This window comes from Phenylobacterium sp., assembly GCF_030646615.1.
Lineage (GTDB): Bacteria > Pseudomonadota > Alphaproteobacteria > Caulobacterales > Caulobacteraceae > Phenylobacterium.
Window position 1 is genome coordinate 1 of the sequence record NZ_JAUSLG010000030.1, and the last position, 26,347, is coordinate 26,347.

A 26,347-nucleotide genomic window follows, 5' to 3' on the forward strand; every position below is an offset into this window, starting at 1 on the left:
AGGCTTCGTTAACGGCCTATCCACAGGCTTGGTCCCGGGCCCCGCGGCGCCCTATGGATAAGGTGATGACCGCGACCACCCGCCTGGCGACCTATTTTCACATCCATCTCGTGTCCGACTCCACGGGCGAGACGCTGAACGCCATGGCCCGGGCCGTCTGCGCGCGGTTCACCGATATCCTGCCGATCGAGCACATCTACGCCCTGGTCCGCTCCGCCCGTCAGCTGGAGCGCGCGCTGGAGGAAATCGCCGGCTCGCCTGGCGTGGTGATGCACACCATCATCGACCCGGCGCTGCGTTCAGCGCTGGAGGAAGGGTGCCGACGGCACGAGATCCCCTGCATCGCCGCGCTGGATCCGGTCGTGGCAGCCATGTCCCGCTATCTCGGCGCGCCGATCTCCAGCCGCGTCGGGGCGCAGCACACGCTCGACACGGACTATTTCAACCGCATGGAAGCCCTGAACTACGCCATGGGCCATGACGACGGCCAGGGCGGGCAGGATCTGGAACAGGCCGACGTGGTCCTGGTGGGCGTGTCGCGAACCTCCAAGACGCCCACCTGCATCTATCTGGCCCACCGGGGCGTGCGGGCGGCCACTGTGCCCCTGGTCCCGTCGCGGCCGATCCCCGACAAGCTGCTGCAGCTCAAGAACACCCTGGTGGTGGGGCTGACCATTTCCCCCGACCGGCTGATCCAGATTCGCCGCAACCGGCTGCTCAGCCTGAAGGAAAACCGGACCTCGGCCTATATCGATGTGGATAATGTGCGCGAGGAGATCGTCCTGGCCCGACGGCTCTATGAGCGCCAGGGCTGGCCGGTGATCGACGTCACCCGCCGCTCGGTGGAGGAGACGGCGGCGGCCGTCATGAACCTGCTCACCGCCGGGCGCCAGGTGGATATCCTCGGATGAGCCGGGTCATCCTCGCCTCCCAGAGCGCCGCCCGCAGCCAGGTCCTGGCCGGGGCCGGCGTGACCTTCGACAGGATCGTCTCCGGCGTCGACGAGGACCTGGTCAAGAGCCGCATCCAGGGGGACGGCGGCAGTCCCAGGGCGGTGGCCCTGGCCCTGGCCGAGATCAAGGCCATGACCGTGTCCACGGGCCATCAGGGCCTGGTCATCGGCGCCGACCAGACCCTGGAGTTCGATGGCGCCCTTTATGACAAGGCCGTCGATCGCGCCGAGGCCCGCGCTCGCCTGCTGGCCCTGCGCGGTAAGCCGCACTTCCTGCACTCGGCCGTGGCGCTCGCCCTGGACGGCGAGATCCTCTGGTCGGAGACGGCCAGCGCCACGCTCACCCTGCGCGACTTCTCCGAGGCCTTCCTCGACCACTATCTCGACCTGGAGGGTGACGGCCTGCTGGGCTCGGTGGGCTGCTACCGGCTGGAGGGCCCCGGCGCCCAGCTGTTCTCGGCGATTGAGGGGGACTATTTCGCCATACTCGGCCTGCCCTTGATCGGCCTGCTCGACCAGCTTCGGCAGCGCGGAGCCCTGATCCCATGAGCCAGAGTCTGACGGGGGCGGGCAAGGTGGCCGGGGTGGTCGGCGCGCCCGTCCGCCACTCCTTAAGCCCGCTGATCCACAACGCCTGGATTGCTGGCGCCGGCCTGGACGCCGCCTATGTGCCGTTCAGCCCACCGGCGACGGGGTTCAAGGCCCTGGTGGAGGGCTTTCGCGGCGGGGCGGTCTGCGGTCTCAATGTCACCCTGCCCTTCAAGGAAGAGGCCCTGGCGCTGGCCGACGCCCCCAGCGCCGCGGCCCAGGCCGCCGGCGCGGCCAATCTGCTGCTGTTTCGGGAAGACGGCCGCATCCTCGCCGACAATACCGATGGGACTGGGCTGCTGGCGGCCTTCGCCCAGCAGGCGCCAGGCTTTGATCCGGCCGCGGCGCCTGTGGTGATCCTAGGCGCCGGCGGCGCGGCCCGCGGCGCAGCCGCTGCCTTCCTGGCGGCCGGCGTGGGCGAGGTGCGGATCCTCAACCGGACCCTGGCCCGGGCCGAGGCCATCGCCGTCAGCCTGGGCGATCGGGTGAGCCCGCTTGCCCTCCACCAGGCGGAGCAGGCCTTCACCGGGGCCGGGGCGGTGATCAACGCCACCTCGGCGGGACTGTCGGGTGACGGCGGCCTTGATGTCCCGCTGGCCGCCACCCCAGCCGACTGCGTGGTCATGGACATGGTCTACAAGCCCCTGCGCACCCCGTTCCTGGCTCAGGCCGAGACAGAGGGGCGACGCACCGTCGATGGCCTGGCCATGCTGATCGGTCAGGCGGTCCCGTCCTTCACCGCCTTCTTCGGGGTTTCCCCGCCGTCGGGGGTGGACGTGCGCGCCCTGGCGCTGAAGACTCTGGGGCTCAGCGAGAGGATCTGAGACGACATGCGGCTCATCGGCCTGACCGGCTCCATCGGCATGGGGAAATCCACCACCGCGGCCATGTTCCGCGAGCACGGCGTGCCGGTCTATGACGCCGACGCCGCCGTACATGATCTCTATGATGTGGGCGGGGCCGCTGTCGGTCCCGTGGGCGAGGCCTTTCCCGGCGTGGTCCAGGGGGGCGCGGTGGATCGCGAGCTCTTACGCCAGCGGGTGCTGGGCGATCCTGAGGCGCTGAAGCGGCTGAACGCCATCGTCCATCCCCTGGTGGGCCAGGACCGCCTGGGCTTCTTCGCCGAAGCCGAGGCCAAGGGCGCCGACCTGGTCGTGCTCGATATTCCCCTGCTCTATGAGACCGGCGGCGATGCGCGGATGGACGCCGTGGTGGTGGTCAGCGCGCCGGCCCGGATGCAGCGCGAGCGGGTGCTGGCCAGGCCCGGCATGACGCCCGACCGCTTTGACGCCATCCTGGCCCAGCAGATGGCCGACGCCGAAAAGCGGACCCGCGCCCACTATGTGGTCGATACCGGCCAGGGGCTGGATCACGCCCGCGCCCAGGTGACGGAAATCCTCAAGGCGCTGCGAAACGTCCCGCGACCAGACGCCCCGATTGGGGACCTCGCGGTTGAAGACTCGGCCAAACCGGGGCATTGAACCGGCATGGCGCGTGAGATTGTTCTGGATACGGAAACCACCGGCTTTGAACCCCGGGAAGGCCACCGCCTGGTGGAGCTGGCCTGCCTGGAGATCGAGGACTTCGTCCCCACCGGCAAGACCTTCCACTGCTATATCGACCCCGAACGGGACATGCCGCCCGAGGCCCAGAAGGTCCACGGCCTGTCGGCCGACTTCCTGCGGGGCAAGCCGAAGTTCAACACCCCCGATGTGGTGGACGCCTTCCTCGACTTCGTCGGCGATGCGCCGATCGTCGCCCACAACGCCGCCTTCGACCGCACCTTCGTGAACCACGAGCTTGGCCTGTGCGGCCGGGTGGAGATCATCGAGCATCGCTGGGTGGACACCCTGGTGCTGGCCCGCGCCCGGTTTCCGGGCATGGCCAATTCGCTCGACGCCCTGTGCCGGCGGTTCAAGATCTCCCTGGCCGACCGGGAAAAGCACGGGGCGCTGATCGACGCCCGGCTGCTGGCTGATGTCTATCTGGAGCTGAAGGGCGGCCGCGAACGCCGGCTCGAGCTGGCGCCGGCGATCATCGCCCAGGCGGTCGGCGCGGCGCGGTCGGCGAGCTATGGGGCCAGGCCCCGGCCGCTGGCGGCGCGCTCCACGCCCGATGAGCGCGACCGGCACGCCGCCTTCGTGCGCGAGGTGGTGAAGTCCGAAGACCTGTGGCGCAAGCACGGGCTCTGAGGGTCCGACGGCGCTTCAGCCTCGGCCCGGCCTCAGGGCCATCCGGATCAGGCGTTACCGATCACGGGACCTTCGGAAAGCTCAGCGCCCTGGGCCTGGGCCTTGCGGGTCGCATAGACGCCGGCGAAGTCGATCGGGTCCAGCAGGAAGGGCGGGAAGCCGCCGTCCGAGGTCACGTCGGCGATCACCCGGCGGGCGAAGGGGAAGAGGAAGCGCGGGCATTCCACCAGCAGCACCGGCTCCAGATCGTCCGGCGCCACGCCGTTGATCTGGAAGACGCCGCCATAGACCAGCTCCACATGGAAGACCGGACCATCGTCCCGCGCCGCCCGGGCCGAGAGCTTCAGGTCCACCTCGAACAGGCCATCCTCGCGGCCGCGGGCGTTCATTTCCACGCCCAGATCGATCTGCGGCTGGGGGCCTGTTCCGCGCAGGGCGTCGGGCGCCCGCGGGTTTTCGAACGACAGGTCGCGGATGAACTGGGCCAGGATGCGCACGCCGGGCACAAAGGCTTCAGCGCCGTTCGGCTGGGCGCCTGAGGCGGCCGCGTCGGTGTCGGTCATGAAATCTGTCCGTTCTGGAATTGCCGGGCCGGCGCACGCGCGGGCCGTTGAGAGCCGGAATAACCCGCCCGTTCCTGGCGCGGGCTGCTAACATGGCGCCCTGCCTGATGCAACGTCGCTCCTGACGCGGGCGTTCAGGCAGACTATATAGAGATGAAGGGGCCAGATTTCCGGCCCGCCGACCCATTGAAGCCTACGAGAGCCCCGTTGCCCCTATTGGAGCTGATCATCTTCGCCGCCCTGGCGGCCATTGTCCTTTACCAGCTCTATTCGGTGCTGGGCCGGCGTGTGGGCCGACAACCCGAGGACCAGGCCCAGGCCGAGGCCGCCAATCCGGCCCACCGGGCGCCCGAGCGGGCCCTGGAGCCGGTGGAAGAGGCCGACGGCGTGGCGCTTTCCGGCCTCGCGGCCGTCCGCGCCCGGGACCCGTCCTTCGATCTCAACCACTTCCTGCAGGGTGCCAAGTCGGCCTATGAGCTGACGGTCAACGCCTTCGCCAAGGGCGATCGCGACACCCTGCGCAACCTGCTGTCCGACGATGTCTACGCCTCCTTCGAGGCGGCGATCACCGCCCGCGACGCCGAGAGCCGCACCGAGACGGTGGAATTCCTGCACGGACCCCGGGCCGATATGGAAAAGGCCGAGATGGTCGGCGATCACGCCCGCGTCACGGTCCGTTTCCTGGCCGAGATCCGCAGCCGCACCAAGGACGCCCTGGGTGAGGCGGTGGACGACCGTCGCACCGCCGAGCTCTGGACCTTCGACCGCAACCTCAAGAGCCGCGACCCCAACTGGACCCTCGTTCACGTCGACGCCGCGGAGGCCTAGTCGTGAATATGCGTCTGGTCGGCGCCTTGTGCGGCGCCCTCCTCCTGTCGGCCTGCGCCACTGCGCGCGCGCCGCAGGAGGCTCCGAGTCCGACCGATCCCCGCTCGCCCTCGACCCCAGCGCCATCCCCGTCGGCCTATGCGCCCGGCGACTTCTCGCAGCTGCGGGGCTGGGCGGAGGCCGATCATGCGGCGGCCTTCGCCGCCTATCGGGCTACCTGCGCGGTGGCCAAGGCCCCGGCCGAGGCCGAAATCTGCCGCCGGGCCCGGACCTATGACCAGCTGGACCAGGCGGTGGCCAAGGCCTTCTTCGAGGCCAATTTCCGCCTGCAGGTCGTGCCGGGCGAAGGGGTGCTGACCGCCTATTATGCGCCGGAATACACCGCCCGCCTGACCCGGGACGCCGAATACAGCGCCCCGGTGCGCCCCAAACCCGCCAACCACGCCGAGCTGTCGGGCCGCGTGGACCGGGCGACGATCGAGCGCGCCCCGGCCACCGAGGTGCTCGCATGGATGCGGCCCGAGGAGCTGTTCTTCCTGCAGATCCAGGGCTCCGGCGTCCTGACCTTCCCGGATGGGGCCCGCGTCAAGGTGCTGTTCGCCGCCCACAACGACCTGCCCTTTTCGGGCGTCGCCAATCCCATGCGCGACCGTGGGCTCCTGCCGGCCGACAACACCTCCGGCGAGGCGATCCGCGCCTGGCTGGCCGAGCATCGGGGACCGCAGGCCGACGCCATCATGCAGCTCAACCGCCGCTATGTCTGGTTCCGGTTCGAGGCCGATGACGGCCTGCATCCGGTGGGCGCGGCGGGCGTGCCCCTGCCGCCGGACCACGCCATCGCCGTGGACCTGACCCGCCACCAGCTGGGCCAGCTGTTCTGGATCGACGCCGAGGCGCCGATCCTGACGGGCGCCTTTCCCACCTATCGCAACCTGGCCATGGCCCTGGACACCGGGGGCGCGATCAAGGGCCAGGTGCGCGCCGACCTCTATCTGGGGTCAGGGCCAGAGGCCGGCGTCGAGGCCGGCCGGGTGCGCCATACCCTGCGGATGGTTCGCCTGGTCCCCCGGGTGGGTCCCGACCCGACCCCATGAAGCGGCCGCTCCGACCTGACGAGCAGAAGCTCTGGTCGGTGGTGGCGGCCACGGTTCATCCCCTGCCCGGCCGGGCGACGCCGCTGCCTGCGGACAAGCCGCCGCTAGACCCCTTGCCGGCCGAAGACCTGCCGATCGCCAAGGCCCGGGCGCGGCAGGCGCCGGGTCAGGCCCCGGCCGTGCCCCCCAAGCCCAAGGTCCCGACCCCCTGGCCGGGGCCGGAGCTGATCGAGCCCAATCGTCACCACCGGATCGTGCGTGAGCGGGACCCGATCGCCGCGCGCCTGGACCTGCACGGCCTGACCTATGACGCCGCCCGCAGCGCGCTCGAAGCCTTTCTCCACCGGGCCTGGGACGAGGGGCATCGCTCGGTGCTGGTGATCACCGGCAAGGGGAGCCGCGGCGACGGCGCCCTGCGCCGGGCTGCGCCGGAATGGCTGGCCGCGCCGCACCTGCGGTCCATGGTGGCCGGCATTTCCGAGGCCCATCGCCGCCACGGGGGCGGCGGCGCCCTCTATGTGGCGCTGAAGCGCAAGGCCCGGGGGTGACCGACCCGCGGCCCTCATGCGTTAATGGCGCCTGAGTTCAGCAAGGCCCGCCCATGAAACCGATCACCATCGACCTCCCCCATAGCCTCGGCCCCGCCGAGGCCCGCCAGCGGCTGGAAGAGGGGTTCGACAAGATCGTCAGCCAGTTCGGCGAGAGCGCCAAGCTCACCCGCCAATGGACCGGCGACACCATGGCCTTTTCCGCCACCGTCATGGGCCAGACCATCAGCGGCGACCTGGAGGTGCTGCCGCAAGCCGTGCGGATGAAGATCAACCTGCCCAATGTGCTCGCCCTGATGGCCGGCAAGATCAAGGGCCGGGTGCAGAAGCAGGGCCAGATCCTGCTGGAGAACAAGTCGCCGCCGCCCAAGCCCTAGGTAAGACGCATCACGCCGGGACGAGAGTCCGCCTCAATGGGTCAGGACGCTCTCGATGGCGCTGAACAGGATATTGGCGGTGAAGGGCTTGCCGATATGCCGGTCGGCGCCGGCCGCCCGGCTCGCGCTCACATAGGGCTCGTGGATATTGGCCGTCAGCATGATGATCGGGATCCGCACCGTCGCCCGCGCCGCCTCCACGGCCCGGATGAGGGAAACCGCCGTGATGCCGTCCATCACCGGCATCTGGATGTCCATCAGCACCAGGTCGAAACGGGCAGCCTCAACCTGGTCCACCGCCGCCTTTCCGTCATTGACGCTGATGACCTCGGCCACGTCGGCCAGCATCAGCTCCAGCACCCGGCGGTTGGTAGGATGGTCGTCGGCCACCAGAATGCGCAGGGGGCGCTCGTCCGCGGTGGCGACCTCATCGGGGGCGACCGCCGGCGCCGGCGCGGCGAGCAGCGGCAGGTCCGCCCAGAAGATCGAGCCGCCGGCGGGGCGGGGGGCGGCGTCGATCTCGCCGCCCATGAGCTCCACCAGCCGCCGGGCCGTGGTCAGTCCCAGGCCCAGGCCGCCGAAGCGCCGTGTCAGGCCAAAATCCTGCTGGCTGAAACTGCCGAACAGACGGGCCTTCTCGGCGGGATCGAAGCCGACGCCCGTATCGGCGAAGCTGAAGCGCACGCGGCCATCGGGCCGGCGCGCCACCGACAGGGTGACGCCGCCGACCTCGGTGAATTTGACGGCGTTGTCGAGCAGTGGGCCCAGCGCCTGGCGCAGGCGGCCGACATCGCCCAGCAGGCGGGGCTCCAGGGCCGGGTCGATCTCGATCTGCAGGCCCAGCCCCCGGGCCTCGGCCTTCAGCCGCATGTCCTGGACCAGCCCCTGGACCAGCCCCGCCACCTCGAACGGCTCCGACCGCAGCGGGACGGCGGCCGCATCGGTCTGGGAGGCGGCGAGCAGCTCCTCGAATCGCTGCTCCAGGGCGCGGGCCGAGGACCGGATGATCTCAAGGAGTTCGGCCTGGGCCGAATCACCTCCTCGGGCCGCCAGCAGATCGACGCTGGCCATCATGCCGTTCAGGGGGGTGCGGATCTCGTGGCTGAGATTGGCCAGCAGGGCGGACTTGGTGCGGCTGGCCTGTTCGGTCTCTTCGAGCGCCCGGCGCAGGGCGTCGGCGTCGAGATGGTGCTGGGTGACGTCGTTGGTCAGGCTGATGATGTGGCGGGCGCCCTCGTCGTCATAGGTCGCCACGCGGCGCTCGGCCAGGAAGCGCACCCCCTGGGCGGTGTCTTCGCGATAGGTCGCCGGCGCCCGGGCGCTGGTCGAGTCGTCCCCGGCGAGGCAGGCCGGTAGAGCCTCCTCCGGACGCAGCCCTACCAGACCGTCTGGCCGGTCAAACAGGTCCTCCGCCGCGCGATTGCCGAGCACGATGCGGCCGGTGCGGACATCCTTGACCGTCAGCGCCAGGGGCAGGACATCGATGACGGTGTTCAGGAAGGCCGTGGACTCGACCTGGGCGGTCACGTCTTCCGCCATGGCCAGAAGGCGCAGGACTTCGCCGTCATCGCCCTTCACCGGCGTCACCGTCACCTTCAGATAGCGTCCGGCGGAGTCCGACTCCGCCAGGCGGATGCGAAACGGGAAGGCCTCGCCCCCGCGGGCCGCGACCAGGGCGCGGTCGACGGCGATGTGCATGTCGTCTGGCCATACGTCTCGCCAGGACCGCCCGAGCACCTCCCGCTCGCCCAGTAGCGCCCGGGCGGCGCGGTTCATGGCCAAGGTATGGCCACCCGTGTCGAGCAGCCATACAGAGTATAGCCAGGACTCCGCAAATCTAGAAAAGTGAAAATCGATCAACGCCGCCTCGCCCCACGCCATTTGGAAAGACATGTCCGCACACCATGCCCCAGGTATCCACTCTAATGTTCAGTTAACGAACCGTTTACTACGTATTTGAGTAAACAAGACCCGGCGTCGAGGACAGTGACGCACTGTCGCACCAATCATTACCTGTCTGTTAACTATTTTAACCCGATCTTCGGCTCACGACAGAACTCGAGCTTATCCATCGCCGAGTTCAATGGGGGCTATGAAGATCCATGGGTGAGCGCTTGGTGCTCGACGACGTTGTCGTGAAAAACGTGGCGGCGTGGCGGGACTTGATACTTGAGGCTTTCAGCAGAAATGACCGGCTCCGCCTCGATATCGCCGAGGCGACGCCCGTCGATCTCTGCGGTGTCCAGCTGATCGAATCAGCCAGACGTTTCGCCGAAAGCGGCGGCAAGACGCTGGTGCTGGAGCGCCCCGCCGAACACTTCCGAAATGTCCTCCGCGACGGCGGCTTCATCACCGGCGCCTCCGCAGAAGACCTTCGCTTCTGGTTTCATCAGGAAAACATGTCGTGACAGCTTCCATCCTGACCGTCGACGACTCGCCCAGCATTCGGGTCGCCATCAAGATCGCCCTGGGCAATGCCGGCTACGCCGTAACCGAGGCCGCCAATGGCGCCGAAGGTATTGAAAAGGCCCGGGCCGCCGCCTTCGACCTGATCATCACCGACCTCAACATGCCGGTGATGGACGGCCTGACCATGATCGAAGAGATGCGGAAGCTGCCGAGTCTCATGGGCGTCCCCATCGTCTTCCTGACCACCGAATCCGACGCGGGGATGAAGGAACGGGCCAAGGCCGCCGGCGCCACCGGCTGGCTGACCAAGCCATTCGACCCCGACACCCTCGTCAGGCTCGCCAAGAAGGTGCTCGGACGATGAGCCAGCATGAAGCCATCGCCGTCTTCCAGGTCGAAGCGCGCGAAACCCTCGAAATCATTGAGCAGGGCCTGCTCGACCTGATGGCGGCGCCCGGCGACCGCGCCCTGATCGACGCGGTGTTCCGCGGCCTTCACACGCTGAAGGGCTCGGGCGCCATGTTCGGCTTCGACGCCCTGGCGGCCTTCACCCACCATTGCGAGACGGCGTTCGACCGGGTCCGCAAGGGCGAGGTCGCCGCCACGACGGACCTGGTGTCCGCCGTGCTGGCGGCCCGCGACCACATGCGCCGGCTGATGGAAGATCCCAAGGGCGACCATGGGGCGGCCGGCGACATCCTGCTGGCCGATCTCGAGCGGGCGGTCAGCGCCGCCGACGGCGCGCTCGGCCCGGCCGAGGACGCCCCGGCCATGACCACCTGGCGGATCATCTTCGACCTGCCGGAAAACGCCTTCCGAAACGGCTCCAATCCGCTGGCCCTGCTGGCCGAGCTGCGCGAGTTGGGCGAGGCGGAGGTGGTGGTCGACACCAGCCAGATCCCGCCCCTGGACATGCTCGATCCCACCAACTGCCATCTGCGCTGGACGGTGGTGCTCACGAGCGACCAGCCGCGCCAGGCCATCGAAGACGTCTTCATCTTCGTGATGGACGATATGAGCCTGCAGATCGAGGCCATCGAGACGGCCGCCGTCGCCGAAGCCCAGCCCGTCGGGGCTGTACGCGCTGAGGCCGCCCCAGCCGCCCCGTCTGCGCCCCCCGCCTTGAGCGCCCCGCCGGCCGTCGCCGTCACGGAGACCCCCGACGGGGGCCGCGCGCGGGCCGTGGAAAGCGTCCGCGTGCCGGCCGATCGGCTGGACGAACTGATGGACCGGGTGGGTGAGCTGGTCATCGCCCAGTCCCGCCTGACCCAGATCGCCAACAGCGGCGCCGACGCGAACCTGCGGGCGGTGTCGGAGGAGATCGAGCGCCTCTCCGGCGAGCTGCGCGACACCATGATGGTGCTGCGCATGGTGCCGGTCTCGACCCTGTTCGGCCGCTTCCGCCGCCTGGTCCACGACCTGGCCCGGGAGACCGGCAAGGCCATCGACCTGTCCATGGACGGCGAGACCACCGAGATCGACAAGACGGTCATCGAGCGCCTGGCCGATCCCCTGGTCCACCTGGTCCGCAACGCCGCCGACCACGGTCTGGAAACGGCCGAGGGTCGCGCCGCCGCCGGCAAGCCGGCGGCCGGGAACAACATCCTGTCGGCGCACCAGTCGGGGGGCGAGGTGGTCATCACCATCCGCGACGACGGCCGGGGCATCGACCGCGACCGCGTCCGCGCCAAGGCGGAATCGCAGGGTCTGATCGAACCCGGCGCCGTGCTCAGCGACCATGACCTGCTGCAGATGATCTTCCACCCCGGCTTCTCCACGGCGGCGGCGGTGACCAATCTGTCGGGCCGCGGCGTCGGCATGGATGTGGTCAAACGCACCATTGAGGCGCTGCGCGGCTCCATCGATATCGCCAGCCGCCCCGGCGAGGGGTCGGAGGTGTCGCTGCGCATTCCGCTGACCCTGGCCATCATCGACGGCCTGCTGGTCCGCGTCGGACAGGGCCGCTACGTCATCCCCCTCGGCGCCGTCGAGGAATGCCTGGAACTGTCGCTGGACGAGGACCTGCGGTCCCGCGGCCGCAGCTTCATCTCCCTGCGCAACAGCCTGGTGCCCTATCTGCGCCTGCGCGAGATGTTCGAGACCGGCACCCCACCCGAGCTGCACCAGAAGGTCGTCGTCGTCTCGACCGGGACCGAGCGGATCGGCCTGGTCGTCGACCAGATCATCGGCGACCACCAGACGGTCATCAAGTCGATGTCCAAGCTCCATTCCGGCCTGCCGACCTTCTCGGGCGCCACCATCCTCGGCGATGGCGGCGTGGCCCTGATCCTGGACGTCGGGCACCTGGTCGCCAAGGGCCAGCAGCAGGAGGCGCAGATGCGCGAGGCCATATGAGCATCCAGAGCGACGTCGTCGCCGCCCCCGGCTGGACCGGCGCCGAACAGGTCGAGGTCCTGACCTTCGAGCTGAACGGCGAACTTTTCGCCCTTCACGCCGTCGCCGTGCAGGAGATCATGGACCTGGCGCCCGAGACCCTGGTGCCCGGCGCCGGGGACTTCGCCGGGGCCGTGATCAACTTCCGCGGCAAGGTCATTCCGCTGGCCGATCTGCGGGTCGCCTTCGACCTGGAGCGGGGCGCGCCGACGATCGACAGCCGCATCGTCGTCATCGAGATCGCATTGTCCGGCGAGCCGACCCTGGTCGGCCTGCGCACCGACAAGGTCCACGAGGTCACCACCCTGGCCCGCGCCGACGCCGAGGCGCCGCCCAGCGTCGGCATGCGCTGGCGGCCCGAATTCATCCAATGCCTGGTCAAGCGGGACGGCGAATTCATCGTCGTTCCCGACCTCCAGACCATCTTCAACCAACAGCAGGACGCCCGCCAGCCGGTCGCGTCCGCCACCCGCCATTGACCGGCCGCCGCGGGGAAAAATCACCAGTCCTGCTCAAGACGGCAGGACGGGGTTCCCGGGAACCGGCCCGATATCAGCCAGAGGGGCTATGAAATGCGTGCGACGATTAAGATAAAACTGGCCGGCGCCTTCGCCGCAGTCCTGGCCATATCCCTGATCCTCGGCGTCGTCGGGATCGTCAGGATGGGCGACGTCAATCACCAGTCGACGATCATCACTCAAAATTGGCTGCCGAGCCTCGACACTATTCACACGATCAATACGGCCGCCTCGGACCTGCGGGTTCAACAGTACGGCCACATCACCTCGACCGATCCCGCCCGCATGGCGGCGTACGAAGAGGACATCGCCGCCACTCTCGATACGATCAAGAACGCCCGCGCCAAGTACGAACCCCTGATCTCGTCCGATACGGAACGGGCGCTCTACGACAAGTTCGCGGGACAGTACGATAACTACCTGCGCTCCGGGGAGCAGATGTTGATCCTGTCCCGAGCCAACCAGAATGAGGCGGCCGCTCAAGCCCTGCAGGACAATAGGGCCCTGTACAACGACATGTCGGCCGACCTGGTGAAGCTGGTGAACCTGAACACCGAAGGCGCCGCCGCCGCCAGCGCCGAAGGGGACAAGGTGTTCGCCGAAGCCCGGAGCCTGTTCATCGGCCTGGTCGTCGCCGGCCTGGTCATTGGCATTGTCGCGGCCCTGTGGATCTCGCGGACGGTCACCATGGGCCTGCGCAAGGTTTCCACGGCCATCGACGCGGTCGCCATCGGAGACCTCAACCAGGAGGTGGCCGTGACGACGAACGATGAGATCAAGGATCTGATCGACACGGTCAATCGGATGACGGCCAATCTGCGGGCCACCGCCGCCATGGCTGACGAGATCGCCAATGGCGACCTGACGGTCCAGCCCAAGCCGCTGTCGGACAAGGATGTCCTGGGCATGTCGCTGGAGTCCATGGTCGAGCGCCTGCGTGGGGTGGTCAGCGACGCCCTGTCGGCCGCCGACAATGTCTCGTCGGGCAGCCAGGAACTGTCGGCCACGTCCGAACAGATGAGCCAGGGCGCCACCGAACAGGCCGCCGCCGCCGAACAGGCCTCGGCCTCGATGGAAGAGATGGCCGCCAACATCAAGCAGAACGCCGACAACGCCGCCCAGACCGAGAAGATCTCTCGCCAGTCGTCCAAGGACGCCGAGGCCAGCGGCGAGGCGGTCAACCGCGCCGTCGACGCCATGCGCACCATCGCCGAGAAGATCGGCATCGTGCAGGAGATCGCCCGCCAGACCGACCTGCTGGCCCTGAACGCGGCGGTGGAAGCCGCCCGGGCCGGCGAGCACGGCAAGGGCTTCGCCGTCGTCGCCTCGGAAGTCCGCAAGCTGGCCGAGCGCAGCCAGACCGCGGCGGCCGAAATCGGCGCCGTCTCCGGCGACACGGTGAAGGCGGCTCAGGAAGCGGGCGAGATGCTGCAGCGCCTGGTGCCGGACATCCGCAAGACCGCCGAACTGGTCTCCGAGATCAGCGCCGCCTGCCGCGAGCAGGACATCGGCGCCAGCCAGATCAACGAGGCCATCCAGCAGCTCGACAAGGTGACGCAGCAGAACGCCGGCGCGTCTGAACAGATGTCGGCCACCTCCGAGGAACTGGCCGCCCAGGCCGAGGAGCTGCAGACCTCCATCGCCTTCTTCCGCACCGACACCGCCGGCGGACGCGCGCCGGCCCGTGCGGCGGCCAAGCCCGCCAAGGCCCCGGCCAGCTTCGCGCCGGCCAAGCCCAAGGCCAAGGCGGCCGCGGCGCCGTCCCGCAAGCCCGCCGTCCTGCAGCAGCAGGCCCGGGCCAAGGGCTTCGCCCTGGACATGGCGGTCGGCGGGCAGGACGCCGAGGACCTCGACTTCCGGGAGTCCGCCTGATGGCCGCCGACGAGACTCAGTACGTCACCTTCAGCCTGGGCGACGAGGTCTTCGCCGCCCCGGTGACCCTGGTGCGGGAGATCCTGGACTACCAGGCCCCGTTCAAGATCCCCAATGGGCCGGCCTATCTCCTGGGCCTGACCGATGTGCGGGGCCGCGGCGTGCCGACGATGGATCTGCGGATGCGTCTGGGCATGGCCCCGGCCAAGCCGACGGACAATACCCGCATCCTCGTGGTGGACATTCCGCTGGAGGACCGCGTCCTGAGTCTCGGCCTGGTCACCGATCGTGTGTTTGAGGTCGCGCCCTTCGGGCGCGACCAGATCGAGACGGCGCCGGACATCGGCGTCCGGTGGAGATCGGAATACATCTCCGGCGTGGTGCGTCGCGAGGACGGCTTCGTGGTGCTGGTCGATCTCGCCCGGCTCCTGTCGTCCAACGAAGCCGCCGCCCTCGCCACCGCCGATATCGGCCACGCGGCCTGAGCCGCGACGGCCCAAAGGAAGAATTCCAGTGTCCGCCGCCGCCCGACAAGACAGCGCGTCCATCGAGGACCATCTGAGCGCCCGGAATTTCGAACGCCTGGCCCGCTTCATCTATGACTACAGCGGCATCAAGATGCCGTCCTCCAAGCGCACCATGCTGGAAGGACGGCTTCGTCGGCGCCTCCGCATCACCGGCCGACCGACCTTCGACAGCTATTGCGACTATCTGTTCAATGACGACGGGCTCGAGTCCGAGACGATCCATCTGATCGACGTCGTCACCACCAACAAGACCGACTTCTTCCGCGAGCCGCGCCATTTCGAATTCATGGCGCAGACGGCCCTGCCGGAGCTGGCGGCGGCCGGTCGGCGAAAGATCCGCGCCTGGAGCGCCGCCTGCTCGACGGGCGCCGAGCCCTACACCATGGCCATGGTCATGCAGGACCACCTCGACCGGACCGGCGGCCCCGACTTCGCCATCCTCGCCACCGATCTCAGCACCGAGGTGCTGGCGACCGCCCAGCGCGGCGTCTATCCCGCCGAAATGGTCGATCCCGTGCCGGCCGACCTGCGCCGGCGCTTCGTGATGACGCCGAAGGATCCCCGGCGCCGCGACATCCGCATCCATCCCAGCCTGAGGGCCCGGCTGACCCTGGGCCGGCTCAACCTGATGGACCAGGCCTACGCCGTGGGCGAGCCCTTCGACATCATCATGTGCCGCAATGTCATGATCTATTTCGACAAGGCGACCCAGGCCAAGGTCCTGCAGCGCCTGTGCAAGCATCTGCGCCCGGGCGGCTATCTCTTCATCGGCCATTCCGAGAGCATCACCGGCGTCGATCTGCCGGTGGCCGCCGCCGCCAACACCGTATTCCGGAAGCACTGAGGCGCCCCATGTCCAAGGTCCGGGTTCTCGTCATCGACGACTCGGCCAGCGTGCGCCAGACGCTGGTCTCCATCCTTTCGGCTGATCCGGACATCGAGGTGATCGGCGTCGCGTCGGACCCCTTCGTCGCCGCGCGCCGCATCCAGGAAGAGATCCCCGACGTCATCACCCTGGACGTGGAAATGCCGCGGATGGACGGCATCACCTTCCTGCGCAAGCTCATGTCCCAGCGGCCGATTCCGGTGGTGATGTGCTCGTCCCTGACCGAGGCCGGCTCCGAAACCCTCATGCAGGCCCTCGACGCCGGGGCGGTCGATGTCATCCTGAAGCCGAGGATCGGCGCCGCCGACTTCCTGGCCGAGCAGGCCGACCGGATCTGCGACGTGGTCAAGGCGGCGGCCAAGGCCAGGCTGGGCGCCCGACGCTCGGCGCGGTCCTCCACCGATCCGGCCCAGAAGCTGACGGCCGACGCCATGTTGCCGCCGCCGCGGCCGCGGGCCATGGCCCACACCACCGAGATGGTCGCCTGCCTGGGCGCCTCCACCGGCGGCACCGAGGCCCTGCGAACCGTGCTTGAAGTGCTGCCGGCCAATGCGCCGGGCATCATCGTGGTGCAGCACATGCCCGAAAGCTTCACCGCCGCCTTCGCCAAGCGCCTGAACACCCTGTGCGAGGTGGAGGTCAAGGAGGCGCAGGACGGCGACCCGGTGCTCCGCGGCCACGTCCTGATCGCGCCGGGCGACCGGCACATGATGCTGGAGCGCCGGGGCGCGCGCTATCACGTCTCGGTGCGCACAGGCCCGCCGGTGTCGCGCCACCGTCCGTCGGTGGACGTGCTGTTCCGCTCCGCCGCCCGGGCGGCCGGGGCCAACGCCATGGGCGTGATCATGACCGGCATGGGCGATGACGGCGCCCGCGGCCTGCTGGAGATGAAAGAGGCCGGCGCCGTCACCGTGGCCCAGGACGAGGCGAGCTCGATCGTGTTCGGCATGCCCAAGGAGGCCATCGGCCGCGGCGCCGCCCAGAAGGTCCTGGCCCTGGAGCAGATCGCCCGGGAAATCATGGCCGTCGACGCCGCGCGCTGAGCGGGCCCGCGCCAGTGACGTTCCTCAGAAGAGGGCGTCCTCCAGCAGGGCGTCGTCATTGAGCGCCGGCGCGACCGCCAGGGCGTCTTCCGGAGCCTGCGGCGCGTGCAGGGCGTGGATCGTCCGCTCCCGCGCCATGGTGTAGCGGGCGCCGATGGTCGCCATGGCCGCGGCGACCTCGTCCTGGATGTCGTCAATCTCCTCGACCACCGGCCCGGCCGCCTGCGCCAGGGCCAGGGCCGTCGCCTGGACGGCGTCGCCCAGGGCGCCCTGCCGGCCGAGATGGTCGGCCGCCGCGCCCAGGGCCCGGGCCGCCAGCTCGCTCTGGTCGGACATGCCCGCCAGGTCCCGTTCGACGATGTCGGCGGCGGCGCGCAGCTGGCCCGCCGCGCCGTCCAGACGGGCGGCCATGGCGTCGCCGCCGCCCTGGGCTGCGGCGTCCGGCTCCATGCCCGCGGCGACGCCGGCCAGGGCGGCGAGGGACTCCAGGGTGCGGTCGGCCGCCTCTTCAAGCCGACCGGCATGGTTGGTCAGCTCCAGGGCGATGACGTTCAGCGGCTTGCCGATCTCGCCGAGCCGGCCGCATCGCAGGCTGGAGTTGATCGCCATCTGCTGGATGTCGCGCTTGACGAGGTGGATGACGTCCACCCGCTGTTCGAGGATGGTGATGGTCTCCACCGTGTCATGGGCGATCTGGCTGGCGTTGGCGGTGGCCGCCTGAACATCGCCCACCAGGCCGCGGGCCTGGCTGACGCTGACCTCCAGGTCGCGCAGGCCCTCGCCATCGCCATCGGCGTTCATCAGGGTGTGGAAGACGGTGATCTTGTCGGTGTCGTGGGCGAGGCCGGCCAGGTTCTGGGCGACCTTCAGGGCCTCGGCCTGGAAGTCGGCCGCGGTGTCGGCCGCCTGCTCGGCCAGCATGTGCAGGATGCGGCGCTCCAGCCGGTCGCGGGCCTCGGCGGACAGGCCGGCGGCGTCGAGGTCGCGGATGACGCCGAGGCCGAACTGGACATGCTCGATCCGCTGGCGGGTGATGTCGCCGATCTGCAGGGCCATGAGGGCGCCGGCGACCTTGTTCTGGATGTCGCGGGCCACGGCGGTGACCGAGGCGGCGACCTCGGCGATCTTGGCGTGATGCACGCCGATGGCCGAGGCGTTGGTGGCCAGGCGGTGGGGTACGGCCGGCAGCAGGGTGCGGTACTGCTCCGTCAGCGCCTGCTCGAACGTCAGGGCGCCGTCGAGCTGAACCGTCAGGGTGTCCAGGGTCTCGGCAAATTCCCTCAGCAGCCCGCCGCCCATGTCGATCTGTTCGCACATGGCCTCGGCGAAGCCGGCGAATTCCTGCCAGCTGTTGGTGGTCGTGCTGGCGGTGATCTTCACATTGAGGGCGAAGACCCGCAGGTAGCGGAGGAGCTGGCGCATGTCGTCCACATGGCTGCGCAGGCGGCCGCTGGCCTGCTGCAACTGGTCGAGCTGGCCCAGCCGTTCGGCCTGGACCGTCGGCAGGCCGTTAAGGGCCTGCGCGGTCTGCTGCAGGTCTTCGGTGGTGCGCGAGACGGAGTCCGAACTCAGCGCCTGACGCAGGGTGTCCAGGCCGCCGATCAGGCCGCTGACCACCTCAAGGGACTGGGCCAGCTGCTCGCCGGCGCTGGCGAACCGCGTCTCGATCTGCGCCCGCGCCTGCTCCAGCTGGGCGATGAAGAGGTCAGGCTCCGGGCCGGCGGCCACGGCGGAAAGGACAGCTGCTCGCACGCGAAGACCCCGACAACCAAGACCCCGATCATGGGCATGGAAGTCCGAATCTACAGTTAAGTCTGGGGGTCCGAGGGGCGAGACAGGAAGAAGGGTCACGAAGGAGCGCGAAGGCGAGCCAAGGACACGAAGGCGCGGCGGCGTACCTCCCACACCGTCATGACCCGGCTTGACCGGGTCATCCATGAACACCGACGAACGGAAGTGTGCATGGGCCCTCGGATCAAGTCCGAGGGCGACGGAGGCGTGGCGGTGAGGCCTCAGCCCGCCTCGGCCAGGCGCCGGACGTTCTCGATCCCCCGGCGCATATAGGTCCGCCAGAAGAGCGCGATCAGCAGGGAGAGGGGCGCGGCCATCAGGGCTGAGCGAGGTGTGAAGGCGTAGCGCCAGGTGATCTCCGCCCGATCCGGCGCGGTCTCGACGAAGGTCCATTCGCCGAAGGCCGCCGTGGTCAGGGCCGCCAGGGGACCGGTGAACCCGCCGCGCGCCGCCCACCACATCACAAGGCCCGGACTGATCGCTCGTCCCCACCCCCGCCGGAATGGGGCCGGAGCCCCTGGGAAACACCTGTGCGAGGTCGATGGGCATATCGACCGCCCAGACCTGCGCGAGCGAGGCCGCGGCGGTGGTCGACCCCTGGGCGGAGGGGCCGGCGGGCCTCTGTTCCGTGGGGGTCGGCATAGGTTGCGGGTTCCAAGGGAGGGGTCATGCACCACTATCCGTCGGGAAGTGTTGTGTGTCCCCATTTCCGCGACCCTTGCCTGGTCCGGCGTGGGCTGGTGCCTTTCGTTCTTCCCAAATACCTCACGACACCTTAGACGCGAGCCTGCTTCCCAGTGCTAAGTCGCTCGCGGGATTGTTTTATACTCGCGCTCGGCCGCTTGGTGCATCACCTCGATCAACGCCACCGGTGTGGCGCCAGGCTTGGGTGCAAGAGTGAAGGCAATAGGGATTTGCGGCGTGAGGGCCCCTGAGAAGGGTGCGCAGAGGATGATCCCCGCCTGCCGACCATCAGGTAGCGTGGTGTTTTCGTTCGGGCCAGATCGAACAGCTGGTGCGCCCCTTATCCAGCAATGAACCTCTTCAATCCGGTTGGCGACGAGGAAGGCGAAGCTCGGATTCGGTTCCAGCAGGTGCGACGCCTTGATTGTGACGGCAAGCTGCGATGAAGGATCGCCGTCTACGGTCCAGGTGAGATTCGAGAACGCTTCATGCGCGGGCGTGAAGCTGGCGTTTCCCTGGACTAGGCTCACGATTTGCCGGATCGCCGCGTCGATCCCGTTCGCGAACATGTCGATGTAGACAGTCTGGGAAAGGATCGCCGGCATCGGCGCTCCATCCACCCTAACCGGGATCAGCCGCGTCTTGCCTTTGGTCGCTTGATAGAGCGCGTTCTGCCATTCCAGCTTTGCCATTTCGCTGGCGAGGCTCTTAGCCGAGACGAAAAAGAAGACGAACTCGGGAGAGGTCATCCCGTGGTTCATGCGGTCGATAATTCCGTCGCCGGGACGGATCGACCATGAGTCGTAGAAAACTTCATCCTGGCCGAAGATCGAGGCCAGCTGCAAGGCGACGGGCTCCACTACCGGCTTATCGGCATGGGTGTGGCTCAGGAAGATCATATGCCCCTCGTGTGCTAAGCGGTTCAAAGGTCTAAACCAACCCGCGCCATTACACCCTAGCCCCAACTAGCGGAGACTTTGAGCCCCCAAGGCGACAAGAACCCCACTCTCCGCGAGACAAGGCAGGCGACTTAACCCGGCCGCATTTGTTTTCAGGGGCGCATCGGCTCTGGCGGAGAGGGTGGGATTCGAACCCACGGTGCCCGTAAAGGCACGCCGCATTTCGAGTGCGGTGCTTTCGACCACTCAGCCACCTCTCCTAGGGCCAGTCGGGGGCCTGGTCGAGCAGGCCCGCTGAGCGAGGCGCGGAACCTACTCAGGTCGCGCGGGCTGTGCAAGCGGCGGATGGTCAGTCCATCAGCCGCTGCATCAGATAGACATAGTGCCGCGCCCAGCGGGCGGCGTTGAGCTGGGGGTCGGCGTCGTTGGCGTGGCCGCCGGCGGCGGGCTCGTAATAGATGTAGGGGACATCCAGCGCCTCCAGGGCCGCCGCAAACTTGCGGGCGTGGCCGGGATGGACCCGGTCGTCGCGGGTGTTGGTGGTGATATAGGCCTCGGGATAGTCGGTATCAGGCTTCAGGTTCTGATAGGCCGAATAGCGGGCGATGAAGGCGCGGTCTTCGGCCACTTCGGGGTCGCCATACTCGCCGACCCAGGAGGCCCCGGCCGGCAGCCGGTGATAGCGCAGCATGTCGATCAGCGGGCTCTCGATCACCACGGCGTTCCACAGCTCCGGATGCTGGGTCATCGACACGCTGGTCAGCACCCCGCCGTTGGAGCGGCCATAAATCCCCAATCGCCGGGGCGAGGTGATCTTTCGGGCGAACAGGTCCCGGGCCACGGCGGCGAAGTCGTCGAAGGCCAGCTGGCGGTTCTCCCGCAGCACCGACTGGTGCCAGGCCGGGCCGAACTCGCCGCCGCCGCGGATATTGGCGATCACATAGGCGCCGCCTCTCGCCATCCACAGCTTGCCGGCCTCGGGCATGTAGATCGGCGGCTTGGCGACCTCAAAGCCCCCATAGCCGTACATCAGGGTGGGGATCTGGCCGTCCAGGGCTGGGCCCTTGGGGCGGACCACGAAATAGGGGATCTGCGCGCCGTCGCTGGAGGTCGCCCAGTGCTGCTCCACCAGGTGGGTGGCCGGATCGAACCGGTCGGGGAGGGCGGCGACCTGGCGGGCGCTGGCGGCCCCGGCGTCGGCCAGCCACAGGCTGGTGGGCTCGAGGAAGCCCTCGACCTTGGCGAACAGGGCGTCGGTGGTGGAGGCGAGGTCGGTCAGGGTGATGTTGGCGTCGGCGGGGAGGGGCAGGCGGGTCGAGGTCCAGGCGCCGCCGTCGAAGGCCCAGGCGTCCACCGCGCCCTTGACGTCCTCCAGCAGGGCCACGACCAGCCGGCCGTCGGTGGCGCCTGCCTGCTGGACGGCCTGGCGGGGACCCGGCGCGAAGATCAGCTGGGCCGTGGCGGCGGCCGGATCGGCCTTCAGCGCGGCGAGGTCGAAGCTCACCAGGGCGCCCTGGGGCAGGTCGCCATGGGCCTCCTGCAGGGAGAAGATCGCCTGGCCGCTCACATAGGCCTCGTACTCGGCCTTTTTCGGCAGGGGCAGGCGGGCGGGCGCGCCCTCGCCCAGCAGCATGAAGTCGCTTTCGTAGAAGGTGATCCCGCGCACGGCGATCACCGCATCGGCCCGGCCGCCCTCGCCCCGCAGGACGATGGGGGAGACCGACACGTCGGTGGGCTGGCCGCGATAGAGTTCGACAGCGGTCCCGTCCCGGGCCAGCGACTTCAGCACATAGGGGTAGCCGGACTCCGTCACCTCGCCGGGAACCCATTCGCGGGCCACCAGCAGGGTGTCGGCGTCGAGCCAGGTGGCGCTCTGCTTGCCCTCAGGGGACGTGAAGCCGCCGGAGACGAAGGCCCGGGTCGTGGTGTCGAACTCGCGGATCTCGACGGCGTCGCCGCCCCCGTCCGACAGCTCCACCAGGCAGAGGGCCTCGGCGGGCTTGAGGCAGGTCGCCCCGTGGAAGAACCAGTTGCGGCCTTCAGATTTCGCCAGGGCGTCCATGTCGAGGATCGTCGTCCAGTCCGGCGCGCCGGCGGCGTAGGACTCCAGGCTCGCATGGCGCCACAGGCCATGGGGATTGGTGTCGTCCTGCCAGAGATTGTCCACCCCGCCCGCCCGGAAGCTCGGGGTGGCGATGCGATCCTGGGCGGTGAAGATGGCCCGGGCCTCGGCGAGCAGGGTCTCGTAGCGGGCGTCGCCCTCCAGCCGCGCCTTGGCCCGGGCGTTCTGGCCCTCGACCCAGGTCATGGCCCGGGCGCCGTCCACCTCTTCCAGCCACAGAAAGGGGTCTGGCGCATCGGCCCGGGGCGGGCTGGCCGACCCGGTGGCGGGCTGGGCCAGGGCGGCGGCGGGGAGAAGCAGGGCGGCGACTAAGGCGGCGGGCAGGGCGGGGCGCAGGGCGTTCATGCCCCTTTTCTAGAGGCCTCGGGGCGGATCTGTCTTCCCCTCCCGCGTCAGGTGGGATGATTTGGTGAGGCTTCTATCCTATATGTCGCGCGCCATGAGCCGTCCGTTCCTGAAGATGAACGGGCTCGGCAACGACTTTGTCGTGGTCGAGGCCCGCGAGACCCCCTTCTCGCCGAGCGCTGAAGAGGTGCGCGCCATCGCCGACCGCGAGCGCGGGATCGGCTGCGACCAGTTGATCTCCCTGGAGCCGGCGGCGGGCGAGGCCGATGTGCGGGTCAGGTTCTGGAACGCCGACGGCGAAGAGATCGGCGCCTGCGGCAACGGCTCGCGCTGCGTCGGCTGGCTGGTGATGGAGGCCGCCGGCCGCGACACCGCCGTGCTGGAGGTGGGGGGCCGCCTGCTGCGCACCACCCGGGCCGGCGATGGCCTGGTCAGCGTCGACATGGGCGAGCCCGGCCTCGACTGGACCGACATCCCCCTGGACGAGCCCATGGACACCCGGGGCATCGAGCTGCAGGTCGGCCCGATCGATGCGCCCCTGCTGCATACGCCCGGCGCCGTCTCAATGGGCAATCCCCATGTGGTCTTCTTCGTGGACGATATCGACGCCGCCCCGGTGGCCGAGGTCGGCCCGATGATCGAGCATCACCGGCTGTTCCCCCAAGGGGTCAATGTGGGCTTCGCCCAGGTCAAGGCCCGCGACCATATCCGCCTGCGGGTCTGGGAGCGGGGGGCGGGCCTGACGCAGGCCTGCGGCACCGGCGCCTGCGCGGCCCTGGTGGCCTGCGCCCGGCGGGGGCTCACCGATCGGGCGGCCCGGCTGGAGCTGGACGGGGGCGACCTGACCATCGAATGGCGGGCGGCCGACAACCACGTGATCATGACCGGACCAGCCAGCCTCGACTTCGCCGGAACCCTGCCGTGACGGCTAAGACCACGCCCGGCGTGGACATCGTCACCTTCGGCTGCCGGCTGAACGCCTATGAGAGCGAGGTCATCCGGGCCAGGGCCGCCGAGGACGGGCTGACCGACGCCATCGTCTTCAACACCTGCGCGGTGACGAACGAGGCCGTGCGCCAGGCCCGCCAGGCGATCCGCAAGGCGCGGCGCGAGCGGCCCGGCGCCCGGGTGATCGTCACCGGCTGCGCAGCCCAGATCGATCCGGGCGCCTTTGCGGCCATGGACGAGGTCGATCTGGTCTTGGGCAATGCGGAAAAGAGCGCGGCCGGGGCCTATCTCGACCGGCCGGCCGACGGCCGCGTGCGGGTCAATGACATCATGAGCGTGCGCGAGACCGCCGGCCATCTGATCGACGGCCTGAAGGAGCGGGCGCGGGCCTATGTGGAGGTCCAGAATGGCTGCGACCACCGCTGCACCTTCTGCATCATCCCCTTCGGCCGCGGCAATTCCCGCTCGGCGCCGGCGGGCGAGGTGGTGGAGCAGGTCCGCCGCCTGGCCGCCGAGGGCTATGCCGAGGTGGTGCTCACCGGGGTGGATGTCACCAGCTGGGGCGCCGACCTGCCGGGCCAGCCGAGCCTTGGCCAACTGGTCGGGCGGATCCTGAAACTGGTTCCGGAACTGCCGCGCCTGCGCCTGTCCTCCATCGATGCGGCCGAGATCGACGATGATCTGCTGGCCCTGTTCGCCAATGAGCTGCGGCTGGCGCCCTATCTGCACCTGTCCCTGCAAGCCGGGGACGACATGATCCTCAAGCGCATGAAGCGCCGCCACAGCCGGGCCGACGCCCTGGCCCTGGTGGCCAAGGTCCGCGCCGTGCGTCCCGACGTGGCCTTCGGCGCCGACCTGATCGCGGGCTTCCCCACCGAGACCGACGACATGTTCGCCAATACCCTGGCCCTGGTGGAGGCGGCGGGGCTCTCCTACCTGCACGTCTTCCCGTTCAGCCCCCGGCCCGGCACGCCGGCGGCAAGGATGCCGCAGCTGCCGCGGGCGCAGGTCAAGGCCCGGGCCGCGGCCTTGCGGGCGGCGGGCGAGGCGGCGCTCACACGCCACCTCGAGGCCCAGGTCGGCCGCACGGTCGACGCCCTGATCGAGCGACCCGGCGTCGCCCGCGCCCCCGACTTCACCGAAATCGCCTTCGAGGGCGAGGCCCCCGTCGGCCAGATCGCGCCCTTGCACATCACCGGCCACTCAGGCGGCAAGGCCCAGGCGGTCGTCCCCGTCCTGGCGGCGGCGGAATAGGCGCGCAGCGCCAAGGATCAACCACGAAGAGCACAAAGGACACGAAGGCGCCTGCGGGACCTTGGTGAGCTTTGTGTCCTTCGTGGTTTTCTCTCCTCGAGCCTGCGGCGCGTGGGGCGGCCGGTCGCCCAGCCCTCAACCCCTACGCCGTCACCCTGGGCCCTGCGCCCGCTGCTGCGCACTCCAAGGTTAGGCTGGACGGTTGCCACAGGCCCCTCACTCCGCATACTCCGCGCCAAAGTCGAATGAGGGAGTAGCGCCGTGAGTGATGGCGAGATTTTTCCGGTTCCCGAGGCCTGGGCCAAGCGCACCCACATGGACGCGGCCGCCTATGAGGCCGCCTGGCGGCGGGCCGAGCAGGACCCCGAGGGCTATTGGCGTGAGGTCGGGAGCCGCCTGGACTGGTCCAGACCCTTCACCCAGGTGAAGGATGTCTCGTTCGCGGCGTCTGACTTCCGCATCAAGTGGTTCGCCGATGGCGAGCTGAATGTCAGCGTCAACTGCATCGACCGGCACCTGCCGGAGCGCGCCGACCAGGTGGCCATCATCTGGGAGAGCGACGACCCGGAGATCCACAGCACCCTGACCTACGCCCAGCTGCACGAGCAGGTGTGCCGCATGGCCAATGTGCTGAAGTCCAAGGGGGTCAAGAAGGGCGATCGGGTCACCATCTATCTCCCGATGATCCCGGCCGCGGCCGTAGCCATGCTGGCCTGTTCGCGGATCGGGGCGGTGCATTCGGTGGTGTTCGGCGGCTTCTCCCCCGACAGCCTGGCCGGGCGCATCCAGGATTGCGATTCCCGCATCGTCATCACCGCCGATGAGGGGATGCGCGGCGGCAGGACCGTGCCGCTCAAGGCCAATGTGGATGCGGCGCTGAAGTCCTGCCCGGACGTCACCGACGTCATCGTCGTGCGGCGCACCAAGGCCGCGGTGAACATGGTCGAGGGTCGGGACGCCTTCTATTCGGACCTGAAGGGCGAGGTTTCGGCCGACTGCCCGCCCGAACCGATGAACGCCGAGGATCCGCTGTTCATCCTCTACACCTCGGGTTCGACGGGGAAACCCAAGGGGGTGCTGCACACCACCGGCGGCTACCTCACCTGGGCGGCCCACACCCATGAGCTGGTGTTCGACTATCGCCCCGGCGAGGTCTTCTGGTGCACCGCCGATGTGGGTTGGGTCACCGGCCACTCCTATGTGGTCTATGGGCCCCTGGCCAATGCGGCGACCACGGTGATGTTCGAGGGCGTGCCCACCTATCCGGACAATTCCCGCTTCTGGCAGGTGGTGGACAAGCACAAGGTAGAGATCTTCTACACCGCGCCGACCGCCATCCGCGCCCTGATGCGCGACGGGGACGAGCCGGTGAAAAAGGCCAGCCGCAAGTCCCTGCGCCTGCTGGGCACGGTGGGCGAGCCGATCAATCCCGAGGCCTGGCTCTGGTATCACCGGGTGGTGGGCGACGGCCGTTGCCCGGTGGTGGACACCTATTGGCAGACCGAGACCGGCG

Annotated in this window: 26 protein-coding genes and 1 tRNA gene; 20 read left to right on the forward strand and 7 right to left on the reverse strand. The window is 68.9% G+C overall.

The annotated features are described in order from the left end of the window. Positions 1–53 precede the first annotated feature (53 nt). Genes Q7S93_RS04985 through dnaQ form a run of 5 tightly spaced genes read left to right on the forward strand, consistent with a single transcriptional unit; the run spans position 54 to position 3,732 of the window. A complete protein-coding gene (locus Q7S93_RS04985; protein WP_370652072.1) occupies positions 54–911 on the forward strand; it encodes a pyruvate, water dikinase regulatory protein in 858 nt (285 codons plus the stop codon). Continuing rightward, complete coding sequence (locus Q7S93_RS04990) at positions 908–1,501, forward strand: Maf family protein (protein ID WP_304712636.1); 594 nt, start codon at positions 908–910, stop codon at positions 1,499–1,501. The genes Q7S93_RS04985 and Q7S93_RS04990 overlap by 4 nt, the downstream gene beginning before the upstream one ends. Next, on the forward strand, positions 1,498–2,364 hold the full coding sequence (gene aroE / locus Q7S93_RS04995; protein ID WP_304712637.1) for a shikimate dehydrogenase: 867 nt from the start codon (positions 1,498–1,500) through the stop codon (positions 2,362–2,364). The genes Q7S93_RS04990 and aroE overlap by 4 nt, the downstream gene beginning before the upstream one ends. Positions 2,365–2,370: 6 nt before the next feature. Then, positions 2,371–3,021: a dephospho-CoA kinase gene (gene coaE, locus Q7S93_RS05000; RefSeq protein ID WP_304712638.1), complete on the forward strand. Its 651-nt coding sequence runs from the start codon at positions 2,371–2,373 to the stop codon at positions 3,019–3,021. A gap of 6 nt (positions 3,022–3,027) precedes the next feature. Then, positions 3,028–3,732 carry a DNA polymerase III subunit epsilon gene (dnaQ, locus tag Q7S93_RS05005; protein WP_304712639.1) on the forward strand — a complete coding sequence of 235 codons (705 nt, stop codon included), beginning with the start codon at positions 3,028–3,030 and terminating at the stop codon, positions 3,730–3,732. 47 nt (positions 3,733–3,779) lie between these two features. On the opposite strand, the gene secB is transcribed toward dnaQ, so the two are convergent. Further along, positions 3,780–4,295 carry a protein-export chaperone SecB gene (gene secB / locus Q7S93_RS05010; protein ID WP_304712640.1) on the reverse strand — a complete coding sequence of 172 codons (516 nt, stop codon included), beginning with the start codon at positions 4,293–4,295 and terminating at the stop codon, positions 3,780–3,782. A 207-nt stretch (positions 4,296–4,502) separates the two neighbouring features. On the opposite strand from secB, the gene timA reads away from it, so the two are divergent. The 4 genes from timA to Q7S93_RS05030 are packed head-to-tail and all read left to right on the forward strand — an operon-like array spanning position 4,503 to position 7,142. Then, positions 4,503–5,123: a TIM44-related membrane protein TimA gene (timA, locus tag Q7S93_RS05015; RefSeq protein ID WP_304712641.1), complete on the forward strand. Its 621-nt coding sequence runs from the start codon at positions 4,503–4,505 to the stop codon at positions 5,121–5,123. A gap of 8 nt (positions 5,124–5,131) precedes the next feature. Beyond that, positions 5,132–6,217 carry an MltA domain-containing protein gene (locus Q7S93_RS05020; protein WP_304712658.1) on the forward strand — a complete coding sequence of 362 codons (1,086 nt, stop codon included), beginning with the start codon at positions 5,132–5,134 and terminating at the stop codon, positions 6,215–6,217. Next, the gene (locus tag Q7S93_RS05025) at positions 6,214–6,765 is read left to right on the forward strand and encodes a Smr/MutS family protein (RefSeq protein ID WP_304712642.1); all 552 of its coding nucleotides are present in this window, start codon (positions 6,214–6,216) and stop codon (positions 6,763–6,765) included. The genes Q7S93_RS05020 and Q7S93_RS05025 overlap by 4 nt, the downstream gene beginning before the upstream one ends. A gap of 53 nt (positions 6,766–6,818) precedes the next feature. After that, positions 6,819–7,142: a polyhydroxyalkanoic acid system family protein gene (locus Q7S93_RS05030; protein WP_304712643.1), complete on the forward strand. Its 324-nt coding sequence runs from the start codon at positions 6,819–6,821 to the stop codon at positions 7,140–7,142. Positions 7,143–7,175: 33 nt separating this feature from the next. Here Q7S93_RS05030 and Q7S93_RS05035 read toward each other — a convergent pair whose 3' ends face one another. After that, entirely contained in the window at positions 7,176–9,035 is a 1,860-nt protein-coding gene (locus Q7S93_RS05035; RefSeq protein WP_370652073.1) for a PAS domain-containing hybrid sensor histidine kinase/response regulator, read from the reverse strand. A gap of 224 nt (positions 9,036–9,259) precedes the next feature. Here Q7S93_RS05035 and Q7S93_RS05040 point away from each other — a divergent pair, with 224 nt between their 5' ends. From Q7S93_RS05040 to Q7S93_RS05075, 8 genes are all read left to right on the forward strand, one after another. After that, entirely contained in the window at positions 9,260–9,550 is a 291-nt protein-coding gene (locus Q7S93_RS05040) for an STAS domain-containing protein (protein WP_304712644.1), read from the forward strand. Further along, entirely contained in the window at positions 9,547–9,915 is a 369-nt protein-coding gene (locus Q7S93_RS05045; protein ID WP_304712645.1) for a response regulator, read from the forward strand. Before Q7S93_RS05040 ends, Q7S93_RS05045 begins: the two co-directional genes overlap by 4 nt. Continuing rightward, positions 9,912–11,906, forward strand: a complete 1,995-nt coding sequence (locus tag Q7S93_RS05050; RefSeq protein WP_304712646.1) for a chemotaxis protein CheA — start codon at positions 9,912–9,914, stop codon at positions 11,904–11,906. The genes Q7S93_RS05045 and Q7S93_RS05050 overlap by 4 nt, the downstream gene beginning before the upstream one ends. Further along, on the forward strand, positions 11,903–12,424 hold the full coding sequence (locus Q7S93_RS05055) for a chemotaxis protein CheW (protein WP_304712647.1): 522 nt from the start codon (positions 11,903–11,905) through the stop codon (positions 12,422–12,424). The genes Q7S93_RS05050 and Q7S93_RS05055 overlap by 4 nt, the downstream gene beginning before the upstream one ends. Before the next feature lie 93 nt (positions 12,425–12,517). Further along, complete coding sequence (locus Q7S93_RS05060) at positions 12,518–14,335, forward strand: methyl-accepting chemotaxis protein (protein WP_304712648.1); 1,818 nt, start codon at positions 12,518–12,520, stop codon at positions 14,333–14,335. Then, a complete protein-coding gene (locus Q7S93_RS05065; RefSeq protein ID WP_304712649.1) occupies positions 14,335–14,820 on the forward strand; it encodes a chemotaxis protein CheW in 486 nt (161 codons plus the stop codon). The genes Q7S93_RS05060 and Q7S93_RS05065 overlap by 1 nt, the downstream gene beginning before the upstream one ends. Positions 14,821–14,848: 28 nt before the next feature. Then, entirely contained in the window at positions 14,849–15,706 is an 858-nt protein-coding gene (locus tag Q7S93_RS05070) for a CheR family methyltransferase (protein ID WP_304712650.1), read from the forward strand. 8 nt (positions 15,707–15,714) lie between these two features. Further along, a complete protein-coding gene (locus Q7S93_RS05075; RefSeq protein ID WP_304712651.1) occupies positions 15,715–16,791 on the forward strand; it encodes a protein-glutamate methylesterase/protein-glutamine glutaminase in 1,077 nt (358 codons plus the stop codon). A gap of 24 nt (positions 16,792–16,815) precedes the next feature. Here the strand turns inward: Q7S93_RS05075 and Q7S93_RS05080 are convergent, their stop codons facing one another. The 5 genes from Q7S93_RS05080 to Q7S93_RS05100 all read right to left on the reverse strand — a co-directional run bounded on the left by Q7S93_RS05080 (position 16,816) and on the right by Q7S93_RS05100 (position 22,632). Then, a complete protein-coding gene (locus tag Q7S93_RS05080) occupies positions 16,816–18,543 on the reverse strand; it encodes a hypothetical protein (protein WP_304712652.1) in 1,728 nt (575 codons plus the stop codon). Positions 18,544–18,803: 260 nt separating this feature from the next. Continuing rightward, entirely contained in the window at positions 18,804–19,043 is a 240-nt protein-coding gene (locus tag Q7S93_RS05085) for a hypothetical protein (protein ID WP_304712653.1), read from the reverse strand. 339 nt (positions 19,044–19,382) lie between these two features. Next, entirely contained in the window at positions 19,383–20,165 is a 783-nt protein-coding gene (locus tag Q7S93_RS05090; RefSeq protein WP_304712654.1) for a toll/interleukin-1 receptor domain-containing protein, read from the reverse strand. Positions 20,166–20,335: 170 nt separating this feature from the next. Further along, positions 20,336–20,425, reverse strand: a tRNA-Ser gene (locus Q7S93_RS05095). A gap of 89 nt (positions 20,426–20,514) precedes the next feature. Beyond that, entirely contained in the window at positions 20,515–22,632 is a 2,118-nt protein-coding gene (locus tag Q7S93_RS05100) for a prolyl oligopeptidase family serine peptidase (RefSeq protein WP_304712655.1), read from the reverse strand. Between the two features lie 94 nt (positions 22,633–22,726). Between Q7S93_RS05100 and dapF the strand changes: the two genes are divergently transcribed. The 3 genes from dapF to Q7S93_RS05115 all read left to right on the forward strand — a co-directional run. Then, entirely contained in the window at positions 22,727–23,557 is an 831-nt protein-coding gene (gene dapF / locus Q7S93_RS05105; RefSeq protein ID WP_304712656.1) for a diaminopimelate epimerase, read from the forward strand. Further along, positions 23,485–24,834 (forward strand): tRNA (N(6)-L-threonylcarbamoyladenosine(37)-C(2))-methylthiotransferase MtaB, encoded by a 1,350-nt coding sequence (gene mtaB, locus Q7S93_RS05110; protein ID WP_370652074.1) that lies wholly within the window; start codon positions 23,485–23,487, stop codon positions 24,832–24,834. The genes dapF and mtaB overlap by 73 nt, the downstream gene beginning before the upstream one ends. Before the next feature lie 315 nt (positions 24,835–25,149). Beyond that, the coding region (locus Q7S93_RS05115) for an acetate--CoA ligase (RefSeq protein WP_304712660.1) at positions 25,150–26,347 on the forward strand (1,198 nt) is incomplete at its 3' end.